At 72.3% G+C, this 17,525-nt stretch carries 12 protein-coding genes; 8 read left to right on the top strand and 4 right to left on the bottom strand.

All coding sequences use genetic code 11. From position 1 onward, the window contains the following. Positions 1-57: 57 nt before the first annotated feature. The 4 genes from GE300_RS13745 to GE300_RS13730 all read left to right on the top strand — a co-directional run bounded on the left by GE300_RS13745 (position 58) and on the right by GE300_RS13730 (position 9,787). Positions 58-1,764 carry a bifunctional sulfate adenylyltransferase/adenylylsulfate kinase gene (locus GE300_RS13745; RefSeq protein ID WP_154447144.1) on the top strand — a complete coding sequence of 569 codons (1,707 nt, stop codon included), beginning with the start codon at positions 58-60 and terminating at the stop codon, positions 1,762-1,764. 199 nt (positions 1,765-1,963) lie between these two features. Continuing rightward, positions 1,964-3,832, top strand: a complete 1,869-nt coding sequence (locus GE300_RS23705) for an autotransporter assembly complex protein TamA (protein ID WP_154447143.1) — start codon at positions 1,964-1,966, stop codon at positions 3,830-3,832. Next, positions 3,832-8,763: a translocation/assembly module TamB domain-containing protein gene (locus GE300_RS13735; RefSeq protein ID WP_154447142.1), complete on the top strand. Its 4,932-nt coding sequence runs from the start codon at positions 3,832-3,834 to the stop codon at positions 8,761-8,763. The genes GE300_RS23705 and GE300_RS13735 overlap by 1 nt, the downstream gene beginning before the upstream one ends. 61 nt (positions 8,764-8,824) lie before the next feature. Continuing rightward, on the top strand, positions 8,825-9,787 hold the full coding sequence (locus GE300_RS13730; RefSeq protein ID WP_154447141.1) for a YihY/virulence factor BrkB family protein: 963 nt from the start codon (positions 8,825-8,827) through the stop codon (positions 9,785-9,787). Positions 9,788-9,791: 4 nt separating this feature from the next. Here the strand turns inward: GE300_RS13730 and GE300_RS13725 are convergent, their stop codons facing one another. After that, on the bottom strand, positions 9,792-10,925 hold the full coding sequence (locus GE300_RS13725) for an ABC transporter substrate-binding protein (protein ID WP_407647725.1): 1,134 nt from the start codon (positions 10,923-10,925) through the stop codon (positions 9,792-9,794). A gap of 132 nt (positions 10,926-11,057) precedes the next feature. On the opposite strand from GE300_RS13725, the gene GE300_RS13720 reads away from it, so the two are divergent. The 3 genes from GE300_RS13720 (at position 11,058) to GE300_RS23700 (ending at position 13,463) form a co-directional block, all read left to right on the top strand. Then, a complete protein-coding gene (locus GE300_RS13720; RefSeq protein WP_154447139.1) occupies positions 11,058-11,789 on the top strand; it encodes a Crp/Fnr family transcriptional regulator in 732 nt (243 codons plus the stop codon). Positions 11,790-11,973: 184 nt separating this feature from the next. Continuing rightward, entirely contained in the window at positions 11,974-12,240 is a 267-nt protein-coding gene (locus GE300_RS13715; protein WP_154447138.1) for a spike base protein, RCAP_Rcc01079 family, read from the top strand. Beyond that, positions 12,237-13,463, top strand: a complete 1,227-nt coding sequence (locus GE300_RS23700) for a sialate O-acetylesterase (protein ID WP_154447137.1) — start codon at positions 12,237-12,239, stop codon at positions 13,461-13,463. Before GE300_RS13715 ends, GE300_RS23700 begins: the two co-directional genes overlap by 4 nt. Here the strand turns inward: GE300_RS23700 and GE300_RS13705 are convergent. After that, positions 13,454-14,326, bottom strand: coding sequence for a sulfotransferase (locus GE300_RS13705; RefSeq protein WP_154447136.1), 873 nt, complete (start codon positions 14,324-14,326; stop codon positions 13,454-13,456). The two genes, GE300_RS23700 and GE300_RS13705, sit on opposite strands and share 10 nt — an antisense overlap. Before the next feature lie 55 nt (positions 14,327-14,381). Here GE300_RS13705 and GE300_RS13700 point away from each other — a divergent pair, with 55 nt between their 5' ends. After that, positions 14,382-15,617 (top strand): O-antigen ligase family protein, encoded by a 1,236-nt coding sequence (locus GE300_RS13700; RefSeq protein ID WP_154447135.1) that lies wholly within the window; start codon positions 14,382-14,384, stop codon positions 15,615-15,617. Here GE300_RS13700 and GE300_RS13695 read toward each other — a convergent pair. Then, a complete protein-coding gene (locus GE300_RS13695; protein WP_154447134.1) occupies positions 15,535-16,536 on the bottom strand; it encodes an acyltransferase family protein in 1,002 nt (333 codons plus the stop codon). The genes GE300_RS13700 and GE300_RS13695 overlap by 83 nt on opposite strands. A 3-nt stretch (positions 16,537-16,539) precedes the next feature. Further along, positions 16,540-17,481, bottom strand: a complete 942-nt coding sequence (locus GE300_RS13690; protein ID WP_154447133.1) for a glycosyltransferase family 2 protein — start codon at positions 17,479-17,481, stop codon at positions 16,540-16,542. Positions 17,482-17,525 lie beyond the last annotated feature (44 nt).

Raw genomic sequence — 17,525 nt, 5'->3', positions numbered from 1 at the left:
CATCGGGGGGTGCTGCTACACGCGCGCCATCACGCCCATTCATTCGCGGGAAATACCATGAGTACTCCGAACACGATGCCCATCCGGGAGCTCTTCGTCTCGTACGACAGTGCCGAGAAGCTGAAGCGGGAGGCCGCCGAGCTGCCGTCCTGGGATCTGACGCCGCGCCAGATCTGCGACCTGGAACTGCTGATGAACGGCGGCTTCTTCCCGCTCAACGGCTTTCTCGGGCAGGCCGACTACGACAGCGTCGTCGAGAACATGCGCCTGACCGACGGCACGCTGTGGCCGATGCCGATCACGCTGGACGTCAACCAGACCTTCGCCGACAGCGTCGAGCCCGGACAGGACATCGCCCTGCGCGACCAGGAAGGCGTGATCCTGGCGATCCTGTCGGTGTCGGACAAGTGGATCGCGGACAAGGCGAACGAGGCCGCGAAGGTGTTCGGCGCCGACGACGACGCGCATCCGGCGGTCAACTACCTGCACAACACCGCCGGCAAGATCTATCTGGGCGGCCCGATCACCGGCATCCAGCAGCCGGTGCACTATGACTACCGCGGCCTGCGCAACACCCCGAACGAGCTGCGCGCCTATTTCCGCAAGATGGGCTGGCGCCGGATCGTCGCGTTCCAGACCCGCAACCCGCTGCACCGCGCCCATCAGGAACTGACCTTCCGCGCCGCCAAGGACGCGCAGGCCAACCTGCTGATCCACCCGGTCGTGGGCATGACCAAGCCGGGCGACATCGACCACTTCACCCGCGTGCGCTGCTACGAGGCGGTGCTGGACAAGTACCCCAGCTCGACCACCTCGCTGAGCCTGCTGAACCTGGCGATGCGCATGGCCGGCCCGCGCGAGGCCGTCTGGCACGGCATCATCCGCCGCAACCACGGCTGCACGCACATGATCGTCGGCCGCGACCACGCCGGTCCGGGCAAGAACAGCCGCGGCGAGGACTTCTACGGCCCCTACGACGCGCAGGAACTGTTCCGCCAGCACGAGGAAGAAATCGGCCTGGAGATGGTCGACTTCAAGCACATGGTCTATGTGCAGGAGCGCGCCCAGTACGAGCCCGCCGACGAGATCGAGGAGGGGCTGACCGTCCTCAACATCTCGGGCACGGAGCTGCGCCGCCGCCTGTCCGAGGGGCTGGAGATCCCCGAGTGGTTCTCGTTCCCCGAGGTGGTCAGGGAGCTGCGCCGCACCAAGCCGCCGAAGGCGCAGCAGGGCTTCACCGTGTTCTTCACCGGCCTGTCCGGGTCGGGCAAGTCGACGGTGGCGAACGCGCTGATGGTCAAGCTGATGGAGCTGGGCGGCCGCCCGGTGACGCTGCTGGACGGCGACGTGGTGCGCAAGAACCTCAGCTCGGAGCTGGGCTTCTCGAAGGAACACCGCGACCTGAACATCCGCCGCATCGGCTATGTCGCCTCCGAGATCACCAAGAACGGCGGCATCGCGATCTGCGCGCCGATCGCGCCCTACCAGGCCACCCGCCGCGCCGTGCGCGAGGCGATCGAGGCCTACGGCACCTTCGTCGAGATCCACGTCGCGACGCCGCTGGAAGAATGCGAGCGCCGCGACCGCAAGGGCCTGTACGCCATGGCCCGCGCCGGCAAGATCAAGGAGTTCACCGGCATCTCGGACCCCTACGAGGAGCCGAAGAATGCCGAGCTGGTGCTCGACACCACCAACATCGAGGTGGACAACTGCGCCCACCAGGTGCTGCTGAAGCTGGAAAGCCTGGGCCTGATCGCCGGCTGACCGCGCACGGTTTCCGGCCCGCCCGTCCGGCGGGCCGGATTATCCCGCCCGTGCCGCCGCGGGCCGCCTTCGCCGGTTTCACTTTTCCGCAGATGCCCTACAGTCCTCCGAAAGGGTGGCCAAGCGCCGTGCGGGGGGGTAAGCGTCAGACATGAACTTTCGGCCGGGCATTCGGGCAGCCGTCCTTCTGACTTCCATTGTGATCGTCGCGACCGTCCCGCACAGCGCCGCTGCGCTGGAGCTGTTCGGCATCAAGCTGTGGGGCGAGGAGGAGGAGGACGCGGGCGATCTGGGGATCCTCGATCCGCGCGACTACACCGCGCGCTTCGACGTCGGGCCGGTGCGCAACGGCATCGCCGACCGGCTGAAGCAGTCCTCGGCGGTGTGGACCAACCGCAACGACCCCGCCTCGGGCGCGGCGGGGCTGATCACCGCCGCGCAGGAAGACTACCGCGCGATCCTCGCCGCGCTGTACGCCGAGGGGTACTACTCCGGCGCCATCGGCATCCGCATCAACGGCCAGGAGGCGGCGAACCTGTCGCTGGGCTCGCGGCTGAGCGACCCGATCGAGGTGCAGATCTCGGTCGATCCGGGGCCGCTCTACCGTTTCGGCAAGACCGACTACGTCAACCCGCCGCCGAAGCGCCGCGAGCTGACCATCACCGGCAGCGAGGCGCGTGCGCGCGAGCAGTTCGCCCCCGGCGAGGTCGCCTATGCCGACGTCGTGAACCAGGCCGGCGACGAGGCGGTAGCGGACTGGCGCGCCGCCGGCCATCCGAAGGCCGAGGTCTCCGGCCGCGACGTGCTGGCCGATCACCCGCGCCGCCGGCTGGACGTGACGATCCGGCTGGACCCCGGCCCGAGGGCGCGGTTCGGCCGGGTCGCGGTGCGCAACGAGGGCAAGGTCAAGGCCGGCTTCATCCGCTACATGACCGACATCCGGCCGGGCGACGCCTATGATCCCGAGGATGTCGAGCGGGCGACCGACCGGCTGACCAACCTGGGCGTGTTCAGCGTGATCCGCGTGATCGAGGGCGACGAGGTCGGCCCGGACGGCACGCTGCCGATCACCGTCGAGGCCTATCCCCGGGCGCCGCGCCGGATCGGCGTCGGCGCCGTGGTGTCGTCGACCGAGGGGCTGGGGCTGGAGGGGTTCTGGCTGCACCGCAACGTCTTCGGCCGGGCCGAGCGGCTGCGGTTCGACGCCAGCGTCGGCGGGCTGTTCTCGGAAGACCGCGTGGACGACCTGGACTATGCGCTGGGCGTCACCTTCACCAAGCCCGGCTTTCTGAGCCCGAACAACGATCTGGTCACCGGGCTGGAGACGCGCCAGGACGTGTTCGACGATTACCGCGCGCGCACGCTCGGCGGCCGGGTCGGGCTGAACCGTACTTTCGACGAATGGCTGACCGGCTCGGTCTTCGTCGATTTCACCTATTCGAACGTCGAGGACGATCTGGGCACCCGCGAGCTGTACACGCTGGGTCTGCCCGTGCGGCTGGAATGGGACCGGCGCAACAGCGATCTGGACCCGACCGTCGGCTACTACGTCGCCGGCGAGGTGAAGCCGATGTACGAGTTCGAATTCCGGAACACGGCGCTGCGGACCGAGATCGAGGGCCGCAAGTACTGGAGCTTCGCCGAGGGCCGCACCGTGCTGGCGGCCCGCGCCGGGTTTGGCACCATCCTTGGCGGCGATCTGCGCGAGCTGCCGCCGGACGAGCTGTTCTTCACCGGCGGCGGCGGGTCGGTGCGCGGTTACGGGTTCCGCGCCAACGGGATCGAGGTGGACGGCGACACCCTGGGCGGGCGCTCGGCGGTCGAGGCGTCGGTCGAGCTGCGCCAGCGCATCCGCGACCGCTATGGCGTGGTGGTATTCGCGGATGCCGGACTGGTCAGCGTCGACGAGATCCCGTCCGGCGACAGCGACCTGAAGGCCGGCGTCGGCATCGGCGGGCGGTTCTATACCGGGCTCGGCCCGCTGCGGCTGGACGTGGCGACGCCGCTGGACCGCGACAACGGCGAATCCGCGGTCACCTTCTATGTCGGGATCGGACAGGCCTTCTGATGATGCGCACGCTCATATCGCTGATGGTGCTGATGCTTGCGGCAACCTGGGCGGCCGCCCAGGACACGCCCGCAGGCGAGGACGACAACGGCTTCATCATCAACCTGCTGGAGCGGCAGCTGTCCACCGAAAGCCGCACGATCCGGCTGTCGGGGGTCAACGGGCTGCTGTCCTCCGAGGCGCGGGTGGATCTGATAACGATATCCGATCAGGACGGCGTCTGGCTGCAGATCGAGGACTCGCGCATCGACTGGAGCCGCAGCGCGCTGCTGCGCGGCCGGCTGCAGGTCGATACCATCGCCGCCGAGCGGATCGAGCTGCGCCGCAAGCCGCTGCCCGAGCCGGATGCGCTGCCCGACCCCAGCGCCGGGGTCGGCTTCACGGTGCCGGAGCTGCCGGTTTCAGTGCGCATCGACGAACTGTCAGTCGGCACCTTCGTTCTGGGCGAAGAGGTGGCCGGGACCGCCGCCGAGCTGTCGATCCAGGGCCGGCTGGTGCTGGCGGACGGCGATCTGGAAAGCAGCCTGACCATCGACCGGCTGGACGGGCCCGGCGGCCGGTTCGCGGTCGACGCCACGGTCGACGGCGACAGCGGCGTGGTCGACGTCAACCTGACCGCCTCGGAGCCGCCCGACGGCGTGGTCGCGAACCTGCTGGACATCCAGGGCCGGCCGGCGCTGGACGCGGCCGTCTACGCCACCGGCACGCTGCAGGACCTGACCGTCGAGTTGGACTTCAAGGCCGATGGCGAAGACCTGTTCGACGGCCGCGTGCTGGTCGCGCAGCAGGACGGACTTTACCGCTTCGACGCCGATCTTGCCGGCCGTTTCCGGCCGTTGCTGCCGGCCAGCCTGCACCAGTTCGTCGCCGGCGAGGCGACGCTGGCGGCCGCCGGGCGGCAACTGCCCGGCGGCGGCTTCGCGGTCGAGACGCTGGATCTGGACAGCGGCGGGCTGACGCTGTCCGGCAGCGTGCAGACCGCGGCGGACGGCTTTCCGCAGAGGCTGCGGCTTTCGGCGGTGCTCAACCCCGACGGTGGCGGCGATCCGTTGTTGCTGCCCGGCGGCACCACCACCGTCCGCTCCGGCACGCTGGAGCTGACCTATGGCGAGGGCGAGCGCTGGACCGGCGCGCTGCAGGTCGGCGGGCTCGACACCGGGTCGCTTCGGATCGACGCCGCGACGGTCAGCATGTCCGGCCTGGCGCAGAACCTTGCCGATCCCGAGGCGCGGCGCGTGACGGCGCTGATCGAGGGCACGGCGGACGGCATCGACGGCGACGATCCGGCGATCGCGCGCACCCTGGACGGCGCCGTGAACCTGCGCGTCGACGCCGACTGGACCGCGGGCCAGCCGGTGACGCTGACCGACACCAGCCTGGAGGTCGGCACCGTCGAGGCGGTGCTGAACGGTCAGGCGGGGGCCGAGGGCTTCAACGGACGGCTGCGGATCGACGCCAGCGACCTGGCGCATTTCGCCGCGCTGACCGGGCGCGCGCTGGACGGCGCGCTGAACGCGGTGGTCGAGGGTCAGGTGAACCCGCTGACCGGCGCCTTCGAGCTGCAGGTCGACGGGCTGGCCCGCGACCTGGCGCTGGGCGTGGCGCAGCTGGATCCGCTGCTGGCGGGCGAGACGGTGCTGCAGGGCGGTCTGGCGCGCGGCGAGGATGGCATCAGCGCGCGCGATTTCCGGATCGAGAACCCGAACCTGTCGCTGCGCGCGGACGGGATCTACGCCGCCACCGGCTCGGATTTCGCCTTCGACGCGCAGTTGGCCGACATCGGTCTGGCGACCGACCAGGCCAGCGGCGCGGTCCGGGTGCAGGCCAACGCCACCGGCGGCGTCGACGGGCTGACGCTGACCGCGGACGTGACGATGCCGCAGGGCACGCTGCAGGGGCGCGCGGTCGAGGACGCGGTGCTGGACCTGATCGCCAACGGCGCCAACGCCGAGCGGCTGGAGGGCACGTTGCGCGGCGGCGCCCGGGTCGGCGACATGCCGGTCGCGATCGAGGGCAGCTTCCGGCTGCGCGACGGCGTGCAGGCGGTGCGCGACTTTCGTATCGACGCCGGCGCCACCAGCGTCCGGCTGACCGCGGCGCGGGGCGCGGACGGGCTGATCGCCGGCACCGCCGCGGTGCGGTCGCTCGACATCTCGCAGGCCGCGACGCTGGCGCTGGTCGAGGCGCGGGGCGCGGTGGACGCGACCGTGGTGCTGTCTCGGCACCGCGGCACGCAGCGGCTGGCGATGTCGGGCGACGTGCGCGGGATCGAGGTCGCCGGCATCCGCATCGGCCGCGCCGGGGTCGACATGACCGTGACCGACCTGTTCGGCGTGCCGCTGGCCGAAGGCACGCTGGCCGCCGGCGATGCCGAGGTGGCGGGCTTCGTACTCAACGATCTGGCGCTGAGCTCGGTGGTCGAGGACGCCCGCATGTCGGTGACCGCCGATGCCGCGTTCCAGGACGGCACCGAGGCGGCGCTGGCCGGCAGCCTCGAGAACCTGCGCCCCGGCATCGCGCTGGAGCTGGACCGCCTGCGGCTGGAACGCGGCGCGCTGCGCGCCGCGCTGATCGACCCGGCGACGGTCACCTTGCGCGGCGAGACCGTGCAGCTGACGCCGCTGGTGCTGGCGGTGGGCGAGGGCCGGCTGGAGATCGCCGGCAGCGTTGGCGAGGTGCTGAACCTCGACGTGGTGCTGGACGCGCTGCCGCTGGACGTCGCCAATGCGGTGCAGCCGGATCTGGACGCCACCGGGACCGTCACCGGTCGGGCCCGGATCACCGGCACGCCGGGCAACCCCGGCGCGACCTTCTCGCTGACCGCGCGCGACGTCGGCGCCGCGCCGCTGGCCGCCGTCGGCGTGCCGCCGCTGGGCCTGCGCGCCGAGGGAAGCGTCGCCGACCGGGTGGCGCAGATCGACGCCAGCGCCCGGGCCGGCGACAAGCTGGACCTGGACCTGGCCGGGACGATCCCGCTCGACCCCGGGGCCGACGGCCTCGACGCGGTGCTGGACCTGCGCCGCCTGTCGCTGGATCTTGCCGACGCGGTGGTGCCGGACCTCGCCCTGCGCGGCGAGGTTCAGGGCCGTGTCGCGGTCACCGGCGCGCTGGCCCGGCCGCGGCCCGAGTTCGCCCTGACCGGCGCCGGTCTGACCGCCGCGCCGGCCGCGGACTTCGGCCTGCCGCCGCTGGATCTTGCGCTGCAGGGCACCGAGGCCGACGGGCAGGTGAGCCTTTCGGGCCGGCTCGAGGCCGGGGATCTGGCCGCCATCGCGCTGCAGGGCACGGTGCCGACCGACCCGGCCGCCACCGGCATGGACCTGCGGGCGACGGTCGAGCGGCTGTCGCTGGCGCTGGCCGAGGGCGCGCTTCCCGGCCGCGGCCTGAGCGGGGACGTCACCGGCAGCATCACCGCGACCGGCGCGCCGAACGACCCGCAGATGCGGTTCGATCTGACCGGCGCCGGGCTGTCGGCGACGGCGCTGCGCGAGAACGCGCTGGGGCCGCTGGCGTTGCAGCTTGCGGGCACCTATGCCGACATGAAGGTGACGCTGGACACCGCCGCGGTGACCAGCCCGCGCGGCATCCGCGCCCAGGCCGCCGGCACCGTGCCGCTGGACGGCGGGCCGCTGGACCTGTCGGTCGAGGGCCAGATCCCGCTGAACGTGGCCAACATCGCGCTGGCGCGGTCGGGGGCGCAGCTGGACGGGACGGTGACGCTCGACCTTTCCGCCGGCGGGCGCCTCGGTGCGCCGGATCTGACCGGCCGCGCCAGCGTGTCGGGCGGCACCTTCATCCTGCGCTCGATGAACCTGCAGCTGGTGGACATCGGCCTGAACGCTCGTTTCGCCGGCGACCGGGTGGTGATCGAGGATGCCGCCGGCCGCCTGGCCAGCGGCGGTACGCTCAGCCTGGCGGGCAGTCTTGGCCTGGACCCGTCGCTGCCGGCCGATCTGGAGCTGCAGATCCGCGACGGCCGCTATACCGACGGCCGGATCCTGAACACCGATCTGAACGCCTCGCTGGCGCTGCAGGGGCCGATCCTGGGCGACGGGCTGCTGAGCGGCGAGGTCATGCTGGAGCGGACCGAGATCTCGATTCCGCGCAGCTTCGGCATCGCCGGCGGCGTGCTGCTGGAGGTCGAGCACCGCAACCCGCCGCGGCAGACGATCCTGACCCTGGACCGGGCCGACCTGCTGGGCGGCAACGGCGTGGAGCCGGACGACGGCGGCCTGCCGCTGCGGGTCGATCTGCTGATCCGCAGCCCGAACGAGCTGTTCATCCGCGGCCGCGGCCTCGACGCCGAGATGGGCGGCGAGATCCGGCTGCGCGGCACGCTGGCCGACATCCAGCCGGTGGGCGAGATCAGCCTGATCCGCGGCCGCCTCGGGATCCTGGGGCAGCGGTTCGACTTCGACGAGGGTGCGGTGACCATGGTCGGCAACCTGGATCCGCGGATCCGGCTGGTGGCCGAGACCGAGGCGAGCGACGGCACGCTGGTGCGGATCGTGATCTCGGGCCGGGCGACGGACCCCGAGATCAGCTTCACCTCCAGCCCGGACCTGCCGCAGGACGAGGTCCTGGCGCTGCTGATCTTCAACCGCAACCTGTCCGAGCTGTCGCCGTTCCAGATCGCCCAGCTGGCGTCGGCGGCGGCGACGCTGGCCGGTGGCGGCGGCGGGCTGGTGGACAGCTTCCGCTCAGGCGCGGGGCTGGCGAACCTGGACTTCACCACCGACGACGAGGGCGACGTGGGGGTCCGTGCCGGGGCCTATCTGGACGACAACATCTACCTGGACGTGGAGACCGACAGCGGCGGCGACTCGCGCGCCTCGATCAACCTGGACATCACCCGCTCGGTCCGCGCCCGCGCCAGCGTGGACGACGAAGGCGAGACATCGATCGGGATCTTCTTCGAACGTGACTATTGATCGTGCCGTGCTCCGCTAGTTCAGGGCCGGGCCGCGCGGTGGCGCGGCCGGGGGGCAGGGCATGCTGAACCCGGTGGTGATCGTCGACACGATGGTGTTCCGGCGGCCGCGCTTCGGATGGCGCGACTGGCTGCGGGTCGGGCAGAAGGTGTTCGCGGGCATCGGCGAGAAGCGCCTGTCGCTGCTGTCGGCGGGCGTCGCCTTCTTCGGCATGCTGGCGCTGTTCCCGGCGCTGACCGCGTTCATCGGGCTGTTCGGCTACGTCTCGGACCCGGTCGCGGTGCGCGAGAACCTGACGCTGCTGCAGACCGTCATCCCCGACGACGTGCTGACCCTGATCGAGCGCGAGGTGGATCAGCTGATCAGCGCCCGGCGCAGCACGCTGGGCTTCGCCTCGATCGTCAGCATCATCCTGGCGACGGTCAGCACCCGTGCGGGGGTGAACGCGCTGATGATGGGGCTCAGCTTCATCGGGCACGCGCACGGGATGCGCGGGTTCTTCCACAACATGCTGGTGGCCTATTCGCTGACCCTGATGCTGATCCTGGTCGGGCTGACGGCGCTGACCACGCTGGTGGTGGTGCCGACGGCGCTGGCACTGTTCCCGCTGTTCGTGGTCAGCCCGATATCGGCGCAGATCCTGCGCTGGAGCATCACCATCTTCACCGTCGGACTGGGGATCGGGGTGCTGTACCGCTTCGGCCCGGCGCGGCGCACCAAGCGCGGCGGCGTGCTGTCGGTGGGCAATATCGTGGCGACGCTGCTGTGGATCCTCGCCTCGGTGCTGTTCTCGCTGTACCTGAGCACCTTCGCCAACTACAGCCAGGTCTACGGGCCGCTGGGCGCGGTGATCGCGCTGCTGATGTGGCTGTACGTCAGCGCCTTCGTGGTGTTGCTGGGCGCCGAGGTCAACGCCGAGATCGAGGCCCACGGCATCGACGTGATCCTGAAGCGCAACCCGCGCCTGGATGGCGGCGACGGCGCGCCCGCCCGGCCCGAGCCGGACGAGCCGGAGTTCGCCTAGCCGGTCACATCGGACATTCGGCCGCGTAGGCGTCCTGCAGATCCTCGATCGCGACCCCGAGCAGGCGGTTCGTCGGCTTGTCGCCGGCGGCGATCACCTCGCGCAGGTAGATGTCCTGGATCGGGTGCTGGTTGTTGCCGAACCGGAAGTCGCCCCGCGTCGAGGCGAAGTCGGCCTCGCGCAGCGCCGCGCGGAACGCCTCGGGGTCCGAGATGTCGGCCTTGGCCGCGGCCGACAGGATCAGGTTCGCCGCGTCGTAGCCCTGGCTGGCGTACAGCGTCGGCGTGCGGCCGTACGCCTCGCGGAAGGCGGAGACGAAGGTCGCGTTGGCCTCGTTCTCGAGGTCGTGCGCCCATTGCGAGGTGTTCTTCGCGCCGATCGCGGCGTCGCCGACCGCGCCCAGGATCACCTCGTCGAACGAGAACGCCGGCCCGAACACCGGCAGGTCCACGCCCGAGGCGGCGTACTGCTTCATGAACGCGATGCCCATGCCGCCGGGCAGGAAGAAGAACACGCTGTCGGCGCCGCTGGCGCGGATCTGCGCGATCTCGGCGGCGTAGTCGGTCTGGCCCAGCTGGGTGTAGATCTCGGCCTTCGGCGTGCCGTACCGCGACTTGAACCCGGTCAGCGCGTCGGTGCCGGCGGGGTAGTTCGGCGCCAGGATCACCGGCGCGGCAAGGCCGGCGTCCTTCATGTGGGCGCCCATCGCCTCGTGCAGGTTGTTGTTCTGCCAGGCGACGTTGAAGTAGTTCTCGTGGCACAGCTTGCCGGCCAGCTGCGACGGTCCGGCGTTGGGCGAGATGTAGATCGTGCCGCCGCGCACCGCGCCGGGCACCACCGCCATCGCCAGGTTCGACCAGATGATGCCGGTCAGGATGTCGACCTGCTCGCGCTGCACCAGCTCGTCCGCCAGGGATTTGGCCACGTCCGGCTTGCGCGCGTCGTCGCGGACGATCACCTCGATGTCCGATCCGGCCATCTCCATCGCCAGCAGGAAGCCGTCGCGCACGTCGACGCCCAGATGCGCGCCGCCGCCCGAGAGCGTGGTGATCATGCCGATCTTCGGCGCCGCCGCCGCGGGCAGGGCCAGGGCCAGCGACAGCGCCGCGGCGGTGAAGATGCGTTTCATGGTCGGAATTCTCCCCGTACTGCCGAATTTCGCGCCATCTGAGCGGGTTTGATCCCGTCTGTCGAGGGGCAAGCCGATACCGCACTTGCGAATGCGGGCGCGAGGCTCCAACATTACGCATGCATTGCCGCGGACAAGCGGATGTCTGCGTTGGGGAAGCTGATGGTGCTGAGATACAATGCCAACCTTGAGGTGCAATATCCCGCCCAGACCCTGATGGGCCAGCTGGGCGACGCGGCGCGCGACGATCTGAAGGCGCGCTGGACCGAACGCGCCTACGAGTCCGGGCAGATGATCCTGGACGTCGAGGATACCGCGGCCGAGGTGATGATCCTGCTGCAGGGGGCGGTGCGCGTCGCCAACTTCTCGTCCCGCGGCCGCGAGGTGTCTTTCACCGGCATCGAGGAGGGCGACTGCTTCGGCGAATTCGGCGCGATCGACGGCGCGCCGCGCTCGGCCAGCGTCATGGCGATCGCCCCGACCCGGGTGGCGCTGGTGCCGGGCGCCACCTTCCGCGCGCTGCTGGAGCGGCACCCGGACCTGAGCATGGCGCTGCTGCGCCGGCTGACCGAGAAGCTGCGCGTCCTGACGCGGCGGGTCAGCGAGTTCACCGCGATGCGCGCCGACGACCGGATCCGGCTGGAGGTGCTGCGCCTGTTCCAGGCGGCCCGCGCACGCGACGGCAGCGCGCTGCTGACCAACCCGCCGACGCAGGCGGCGCTGGCGGCGCTGGTCTTCACCAACCGCGAGGCGGTGGCGCGCGAGATCGGCCGGATGAAACGGCTGAACCTGATCGAGCGCCGCGGCCGCGCGCTCTATGCGCCCGACGTGGCCAAGATCGAGGCCTACCAGCAGGCCGAATCCGGTCTCTGAGCGCGGCGAAGCCGGCGCCGGTTAACGCGGTCTTTACCCCTGATGCTGCATAACCGATGCGCCCCGGGCCGACGCGACAGCCGCGCATCCGGGGCGTTCTCTCGAGTTACATGCAACACGGGCCGCCGCCCGCGCGCCCATGCCGCCTTGGGGGCGGCGGCGGTCGTTCAGGGGAAGATCTGCCATGTCCAATCCATTCAGCCGCCGCGCGTCCTCGCTGTCCGGTCCCGGCGTCGACTATGTCCCGGTCACGCCGGACGATCTGACCGATCTGGGCGATGTCGCCGCATCGCTTTACGTCGAGGGCGGCGGCGCCGTCACCTTCACCACGGTGAAGGGTCCGGTGCGCACCGTCACCGTGCCCGATCACGGCTGGATCGTCTGCGGCGCGGCGCGGGTGCATGCCACCGGCACCACCGCCAGCGGCATCCACGCCGTGGTGGTTTCGTGAGGTTCGGCCCCGGGCTGGGGATCGCGGCGGCGCCGGCGCTTGGCCGCCGCCGCGTACCCGCCGGGCGCGTCGTGCCGTCCGGCCTGATCCCGGATCCGCAGGCGCGCCTTGATGACCATGCCGGCTGGATGCTGGACGGCGGGTTCACGGCGCTGCCGGGCGCGATCGCCAAGACCGACTTCGCCGCCGCCGGCACCGCGGGCTATGACGCGGCGGTGCCGGCCGGCGATCTGTGGGTGGCCTACACGGTGACCGGCGCGACCGCGGGCACGATCGGCGCGCAACTGGGCGGGCCGTACCGGGCCTCGCCGTTCGTCGGCAAGGCCGAGGCGCAGCACGTCGCGCGGTTCTCCAGCGTCGGGCATACCCGCGTGCGGCTGAACGCGACCGCGACCTTCGACGGCACCGTCGAGGACGTGCAGGCGGTGGACATGACCGATCTGCTGGCGCAGCCGTCGGACATCTACATCGCCGCCGGCCAGTCGCTGATCGCGGCGGAATCCAAGTCGACGCCGGTCGATCCGGCCAGGGATTTCTGGGTGCCGCGCTGCTTGTATGTGCCGGGCTATACCAACACCGCCTACGGCAGCGTCGACGGCGCCGTGGCCGCCAGTGCCGGGCCGCTGCAGATGCTGCAGGCCAGCCAGGGCGTCAGCCCGGCGCTGAGCTTCGCGCGCCGGATCGAACAGGCGACGCCGCCGGGCCGCACGGTGCTGACCGTCGCCTGCGCCAAGGGCGGCACGCGGCTGATCGGCGACGACGCGGAATGGAACCCGAACGCCACCGTCGGCGCGGGCGGAACGCTTTACCAGCGCATGGTGCAGATGGCGCAGGCCGCGGTGGCGCGCACGCCCGGCAGCCGGGTGTGCGGACTGATCTGGGGCCAGGGCGAGAGCGACCGCTCGTCGACCATGGACGCCGTCTATCCGCCGGCCTTCCAGGCGATGCTGTCGGCGTTGCGCACCGACCTGGCCGAGCCGTCGCTGCCGGTGATCCTGCTGGGCCCGATGCCGGACGATCTGTCCGTGCACCAGCCGAGGTTCCTGCAGATGCAGGCGCGGCTCGACCAGGGCAGCGGCCATGCCACCGCCACGGCGGGCGTGCACTATGTCGCGCGGCCGAGCGGGTTCATGTCCGACGACGGCACCCATCCCGAGCCCGAGGGCAACCGCGTCGCCGGCCGGCTGGGCGCCGAGCGATTCATCGCCGAGGGCTATCTGTGAGCAACCGCGCTGGCGGGCCGCCCGACGGCCTGCCAGCTTGGCCAGGGCAGGCTGTCGCGGCCCATCATCCCGGCCAGCGCCGCCATGTCGGCGGCGAAGCCCTGCGCCAGCGCAGCGCGCTCGGTGGCGGACAGCGCCGGGACCTCGGCCCGTAGCGGACGGTCGTTCCACCGCATCAGCGCCTTCGCCGGCGCGCCGCGCTTCAGCGCAGCCAGCGGGGCCGACAGCCCGGCCGCCCGCATCGCGGCGCCGCCGGCGCGCAGGCCGGCACGCAGCGCCGGCAGCCGGGCGCGGTCGCTGACGTTGCGCGCCTCGGCCAGCATCGCCGGCGGCGGGCCGGGGTCGAGGCCGAGAAAGCGCAGCATCCGCACCCGCGCCGCCTCGGGCGCCGCGGCGATCTCCTCGGCCAGCAGGATCAGCATCCGGTCGGGCGGAAACGCCTGCCGCCAGACGCTCAGGTGGCGGGCGTAGTGGCCCTGCTCCAGGTAGTCCGGGTTCGCCCGCAGCGCCGGCGCGAAGGGCTGCGCGCGGATATGGCCGCGGGCGATCTCGTGCAGATGATGCGAGAAGGCGCGGTCCACCGGGTCGCGCAGGGTGGCGATCAGCCGCGCCCCCGGCGCGAAGGCGCGCAGCCGGCCCGGCGCGCGCGGGTCGTGCAGGTAAGAGGGCGAGTTCTCGAACCGCAGCCCCGGTCCGCGCCAGCGCCGCGCGTACCAGTCATGGCCGCGGTCATGGTGATAGCTGAAGAAGTCCAGTTCCTTGCCGGGGGCGGCATTGACCGCCGGATGCTCGGCCAGCACCGCATGCACCCAGCTTGACGCGCATTTCTGCCCGCCCAGGCCGATGGCGTAGCGCTCAGCCATCCATGCTTCCTTTCAGGTGGAATGCTGGTACAGATTCAATCATGAGCTGTGCCACATGACCACCGCCGACCTTCCCGCCAAGCGGCGCGGGGCGCGGCGCCTGCCCGTGGACCTGGCGCTGGGCCTGCTGGCGGTGGTCTGGACCGCCGAGGCGACGGTGCGCCTGCCCGGCGGTGCGGCGCTGACCGCGCTGGTCTATGCCGGGTTCGCGGCGCGGCTGCTGCTGACCACGGCGGTCTGGATGCCGGCGCTGCTGCGCGGCTGGCCGATGCTGCTGTACCCGCTGGTCTGCCTGGCCTCGGCGTTCTGGTCGCCGGTGCCGCAGGACAGCGCCGTCGCGGCGGTGCAGCTGCTGTTCACCCTGCTGATGGGCGTCTACCTGGGCGCGGCGTTCGGGCTGGCGGGGCTGGCCGGGCTGGTGCTGACCGGACTGGGGCTGACGATGGCGGCTTCGGCGGCGAACCTCGGCGGGCTGCTGCCCCCCGCCTGGTCGTGGGAGGGCGGCTTTCTCGGCGTCTACACCAACAAGAACGCGCTGGGGCAGCGGGCGGCGCTGCTGCTGCTGACGCTGATCCTGTTCCTGAGCCAGACGCGCGGCGGCGCACGGGCGCTGTGGGGGCTGGCCGCCGCGGCGACGCTGGCGCTGCTGGTGCTGTCGCGCTCGGCCACCTCCTGGGTGATGGCCCTGGGCGCCGGCGGGGCGCTGGTGCTGCTGCTGCTGCGCGCCGCCGGCGGGCGCGCGCTGCTGCCGCTGGGCATCGTCGCCGGCACCGGCACGGCGGCGCTGCTGGCGGCGGTGGCGATCCTGCAACTCGATCCGGCGGCCGGGATCCTGGCCGCGCTGGGCAAGACCGCGACGCTGACCGGCCGCACCGAGGTCTGGCAGGCGGCGGCGGCGCAGATCGGCCAGCGCCCGCTGCTGGGCACCGGCTATCTGGGGTTCTGGACTGCGCCCGAGCATGCGCGCGAGGCGCAGCTGCTGGCGGCGCTCTACGGCGATACCGTGGCGTCGTTCCACAACTTCGTGCTCGAGATCCTGGTCGGCACCGGCCCGCTGGGGCTGGCGGCGATGGTGGTCCTGCTGGGCCACGCGGCGCAGGCGCTGCTCGCCGCGCCGCGCGGGCCGGTGCGCGCCTGGGCGCTGGTGGTGCTGGCGACGCTGGTGCTGCTGTCGCTGCTCGGCTCGTCGCTTTATCGCCCGCACGAGATCACCCTGCTTCTGGTCGCGGCGCTGGCCGCGGGCGCGGGGACAGCACGCCGCGCAGCCAGCGCCCCGCCGGACGCTCGATAAGGCGCAGCGACAGCGCCGCCAGCGCCAGCGTCAGCGCCAGCGCGCCGGCGGCGCCCAGATCCTCGCCCACCCAGCGCAGCACCGGGCGGTGGAACAGGTAGACCGCGAACGAGACCCGGCCCAGCACCGCCAGCGGTGCGCCCGCCAGCCAGCGCCCGCCGCAGGCCGCCGCCGAGGCCGCCAGCAGCAGCGCCGCCGCCAGCCGCGCCGGGTCGAGCCAGAACCGCGGATAGAAGCCGTCCCAGACCTCCGGCAGCAGCGTCGGGCGCAGCCCCGGCAACGTGGCGAGCAGGGCGGCCAGTGCCAGCCAGGGCAGCCACGGCCGATCCAGCCGGCGCAGCGCCGCGGCCGGCAGCGCGCCCAGCCAGACGCCGGCCAGGAACACCGGCAGATAGGGGATCAGCACCGCCGCCTCGCTGACCAGACCGCGCCATCCTGCCGCCAGCAAAATGGCCGGAGGGATCAGCAGAGCCAGCCGCAACGGCCGCGCGCCGATCCGCGCCCAGACCAGCAGGAACAGCGCGTAGAACTGCGCCTCGACCGGGATCGACCACAGCTCCTGCGGCGCCTCGGCCAGCGCCAGCGCCGCCAGCGCCGCGGCCGCGCCGTCGAACCGGTAATGCGGCGCGAACCCCAGTGCGGCGGCCAGCAGCGACAGCGCCACCACCAGCGCGTAGAGCGGCAGGATCCGCCCGGCCCGCGCCGCGGCGAAGGCCGCCGCCTGCGCCCGGTCGAACCGCCGCGCGCCGTAGAGCCGCGCCATCAGCAGGCCGCTGAGCAGGAAGAACAGCTGCACCCCGGTCTGGCCCGCGCCGCCGCCCAGCCAGCCGGGCAGCAGCCCGTCGTTGGCGGCGTGGCTGGCGAAGACGATCAGCACCGCCAGCCCGCGCAGCTCGTCCAGCGAGATCTGGTGCCGCACCGCTCAGCGCTCCGGTGCGGCGTATTCCGCGGTCAGCCGGCCGCGCGCCGCGCCCATGAACCCCACGCCGCGCGCGGCGATGCGCAGCCCGCGCGCCCACAGCGCCGGGCGGCCAAGCCGCGCCAGCGGCAGCGCGCCCAGTGCCAGCGCGCCGCCCGCGGCAAGCCGCACGATCCCGCCCGCCAGCGCCCGGCCGCGCCCGCCGCCGGCCGCCAGCGCGATCCGGGCCGAGGTCTCGCCGGTGCGGCGCCAGCGCCGCCACAGCCAGCGCAGCGTCGCCCGGTGCGGCGGCACGGTCTCGTCGACGATGGCGTCGGCGGCGAACACGATGCGCCCGCCGGCGCGGGCATAGGCGGCGAAAAAGGCGGTATCCTCGCCGCCGGTCAGGTCGTAGCCGGGATCGAAGCGCAGCCCGGCGCGGCGCACCGGCGCCAGCCGCAGCAGGATGTTCGAGCTTGCGGCGTCCGGCACCGGCGCGCGGTGCGTCCGGCCGCGCTGTTCCAGGAACCCGCCGGTGCGCACCCAGGCCGGCGGCGCGGCGGTCCAGTCCGCGTGCACCGCGCCCAGGCTGGCGTCGGCGCCGGTCGCCGCCAGCGTGTCCAGATGCGCGCGCAGCCAGCCCGGGCGCGGGGCCTCGTCGTCGTCGATGAAGGCCAGCGCCTCGAAGCCGCCGGCCAGCGCCGCGTCGAGCGCGGCATTGCGCACGCGCGACAGGCCCTGGCGCGGCTCGTGCAGGACACTCAGGCGGAACGGAAACCCGCCGGCGCGGGCCGCGACCTGCGCCATCGCGCCGCCCTCGGGGCTGTTGTCGATCACCTGCACCGCCAGCCGGCAGCCGCCGGGCGGTTGCAGCCGCGCGATGGCGTCGAGCAGACGGGCCAGCCCCTCGGGGCGGCGGAAGGAGGGGATCGCAAGCAGCACGTGCGCGGGGGGCGCGGAGGTCATCGCGGGCTCCGTTTCGCGGGCAAAGATTTCCTTAACCTTTGCCG

This window comes from Halovulum marinum, from assembly GCF_009697225.1.
Lineage (GTDB): Bacteria > Pseudomonadota > Alphaproteobacteria > Rhodobacterales > Rhodobacteraceae > Halovulum > Halovulum marinum.
Note: the sequence above shows the minus strand (reverse complement) of the source record. Positions and strands in the feature narration are given on the sequence as shown.

Coding starts and splice junctions, on each gene's coding strand:
- GE300_RS13715 (WP_154447138.1), top strand. CDS start 11,974: ATGTCCAATCCATTCAGCCGCCGCGCGTCCTCGCTGTCCGGTCCCGGC.
- GE300_RS13720 (WP_154447139.1), top strand. CDS start 11,058: ATGTCTGCGTTGGGGAAGCTGATGGTGCTGAGATACAATGCCAACCTT.
- GE300_RS13705 (WP_154447136.1), bottom strand. CDS start 14,326: ATGGCTGAGCGCTACGCCATCGGCCTGGGCGGGCAGAAATGCGCGTCA.
- GE300_RS13735 (WP_154447142.1), top strand. CDS start 3,832: ATGATGCGCACGCTCATATCGCTGATGGTGCTGATGCTTGCGGCAACC.
- GE300_RS13730 (WP_154447141.1), top strand. CDS start 8,825: ATGCTGAACCCGGTGGTGATCGTCGACACGATGGTGTTCCGGCGGCCG.
- GE300_RS13700 (WP_154447135.1), top strand. CDS start 14,382: ATGACCACCGCCGACCTTCCCGCCAAGCGGCGCGGGGCGCGGCGCCTG.
- GE300_RS13690 (WP_154447133.1), bottom strand. CDS start 17,481: ATGACCTCCGCGCCCCCCGCGCACGTGCTGCTTGCGATCCCCTCCTTC.
- GE300_RS13745 (WP_154447144.1), top strand. CDS start 58: ATGAGTACTCCGAACACGATGCCCATCCGGGAGCTCTTCGTCTCGTAC.